Origin of the sequence: Bacillus sp. C30, assembly GCF_040838255.1 — a bacterium.
In the GTDB taxonomy this organism is placed as follows: domain Bacteria; phylum Bacillota; class Bacilli; order Bacillales; family Bacillaceae_G; genus Bacillus_A; species Bacillus_A mycoides.
On record NZ_JBFPJH010000496.1, the window covers coordinates 1 to 1,946 of the forward strand.

Sequence of the window (1,946 nt, forward strand, 5' to 3'; positions counted from 1 at the left end):
GTATATCTTTATTGTAATAAATAAATTTTTATGTAAAATGAACCTTTTGTGAGAAACGGGCGAATATAGTGTGAAAGATCATGAGAGGGTAACGTAATTTTGGATGAAGTAGAATTAAAAGAATGGCTGTATAAAATGGAGTCTGGAGACCAAGAAGCCTTTCGAGTTATTTATAAATTAACAAGTAAAGATATTTATAGACAGTAGTATTTTTATTAGGGAATCAAAAGCAAGATGTCAAAATTGATGAATGTACAGCTTGTTAAATAGTTCAATATTTTTGATTTTTCTCTGGCTGCATAAGTATGATGTTTGTAGGAGGGGATCATATGAGTATACACAAAAAAATCATAGCGATTTCAGGAAGTATTAGGGAAGGATCATCCAACACAAACATATTAAAAACTTTAGCAGCATTTATTCCAGAAGGTATAGATTACACTATTTATAATGGGATAGAGGAACTACCTCATTTTAATCCGGATGTAGATCGAGTTGGAGCACCGGTTGTTGTTGAAGAATTTCGAAAGACATTAAGTGAAGCACATGCACTTATTATTTGTACACCAGAGTATGCAAAAAGTATTCCAGGAGTTTTGAAGAATGCTTTAGAATGGCTTGTTTCATCAGCGGAACTTTATAAAAAGCCAGTGGCTATTATAACAGCTTCACCATCAATTGCGGGAGGGGATAAAGCCCAGGAATCTTTATTACTTACACTAGGTATGCTAGATACAATTGTCGTTCAAAATGGCTCGTTATTAATCCCATCTGTGCGAACTAAATTTAGTGATGATGCAAAAGTAACAGATGAGGATACAAAGAAAGCTCTTATCTCTTTAGTTCAAAGTGTAGTAGACGAGATAAAGAAATAGTGATTTAGTTCGTATTAAGGTGAAAATGGGACTTTTATAATAAAAAAAGATAAAGGCAATGCTACGGTTAGTTCAAATGTAGCATTGCCTTTTTATATAGTTAAATATATGTACTCAAAATCTCCCCAGGCAATCCATCAATCTCGCAAACTTTTTCAGATGTAAAACCAACGTTTAGTAAAATCTTCCGAGAGGGGGTATTGCTCGGATCGATAATTGCTTTTAGTACGCTTACATCTGTCTGCTTCGCTATTTCAATTAATTCTCTTGCGATATAACTACCATATCTTTTTCCCCAGTGCTCTGGCAAAATCATATACCCAATTTCAGCTTCTTTTACATTATCTTCATTCACTGTTACATGTCCAAGGCCGATAAATTCATTTGTTGCACTGTCATAAACTTTATAAGACCCAAACAGTTTATGCTTTTCATTGCGCCTTAACAATTTTTCATAGTCGTTTTGTGCCTCTTCTAGCGGAATAGCACGCTCTGTAATTTGTGCCATCACTCTTTCATTTGATACGAGCTGGAAATATGGACTAAAATCTGTTGCTTCAAATTTTTTGAAATGCAGTTTATGCATAGGGTTCCTCCAAACGAATTTTTATTAGTTCTTCAGAAAAGATAAACGATAGTTAAATAGTGATCTCTATTTGATTGCCTTCCGGATCACTAATTACACTTTCGTAATAGCCATCTCCAGTGAAACGTGGTCCATTTAATAAAGGAGAACCAGCTTCTTTTAACGTTTTTGTTAGTTCATTTACACGTTCTTCACTACCAACAGAGAAAGCCATGTGTGCATAGCCAGTGATATTTAGGTTAGGCTCGTTTTCTATGCCTTTCTTACGCATAATTTCAAGGCGCGCTCCAGATTCGAACGTAATAAAATAAGATTCAAAGTGTTTCGCTTCATTATGATATAAAGAGTTTGCTTTACCGTTAAAGTACTTTGTATAGAAAGTACGCATTAATTCTAAATCATTTACCCAAATTGCTATATGTTCGATTTTCATTCGTTTCACCAACCCATTCTTTATGTAAATTAAAAAATATGTACTCTGTAAT

Annotated in this window: 3 protein-coding genes and 1 pseudogene; 2 read left to right on the top strand and 2 right to left on the bottom strand. The window is 34.0% G+C overall.

Features of this window, described 5'->3' with window-relative positions; all coding sequences use genetic code 11:
* Positions 1-99: 99 nt before the first annotated feature.
* Both AB3X49_RS22155 and AB3X49_RS22160 read left to right on the top strand, forming a co-directional pair.
* Positions 100-239, top strand: a pseudogene (locus tag AB3X49_RS22155) (sigma-70 family RNA polymerase sigma factor); the annotation flags it as partial.
* Positions 240-329: 90 nt separating this feature from the next.
* Positions 330-875: an NADPH-dependent FMN reductase gene (locus AB3X49_RS22160; protein ID WP_262449228.1), complete on the top strand. Its 546-nt coding sequence runs from the start codon at positions 330-332 to the stop codon at positions 873-875.
* Positions 876-975: 100 nt separating this feature from the next.
* Here AB3X49_RS22160 and AB3X49_RS22165 read toward each other — a convergent pair whose 3' ends face one another.
* On the bottom strand, positions 976-1,461 hold the full coding sequence (locus AB3X49_RS22165; protein ID WP_002127881.1) for a GNAT family N-acetyltransferase: 486 nt from the start codon (positions 1,459-1,461) through the stop codon (positions 976-978).
* A gap of 52 nt (positions 1,462-1,513) precedes the next feature.
* Positions 1,514-1,894, bottom strand: a complete 381-nt coding sequence (locus AB3X49_RS22170) for a VOC family protein (RefSeq protein ID WP_002127880.1) — start codon at positions 1,892-1,894, stop codon at positions 1,514-1,516.
* Between the last annotated feature and the right edge of the window lie 52 nt (positions 1,895-1,946).

Bases quoted from the DNA above. Each gene is read 5' to 3' on its own strand.
- AB3X49_RS22160 (WP_262449228.1), top strand. From the start codon at position 330: ATGAGTATACACAAAAAAATCATAGCGATTTCAGGAAGTATTAGGGAA.
- AB3X49_RS22165 (WP_002127881.1), bottom strand. From the start codon at position 1,461: ATGCATAAACTGCATTTCAAAAAATTTGAAGCAACAGATTTTAGTCCA.
- AB3X49_RS22170 (WP_002127880.1), bottom strand. From the start codon at position 1,894: ATGAAAATCGAACATATAGCAATTTGGGTAAATGATTTAGAATTAATG.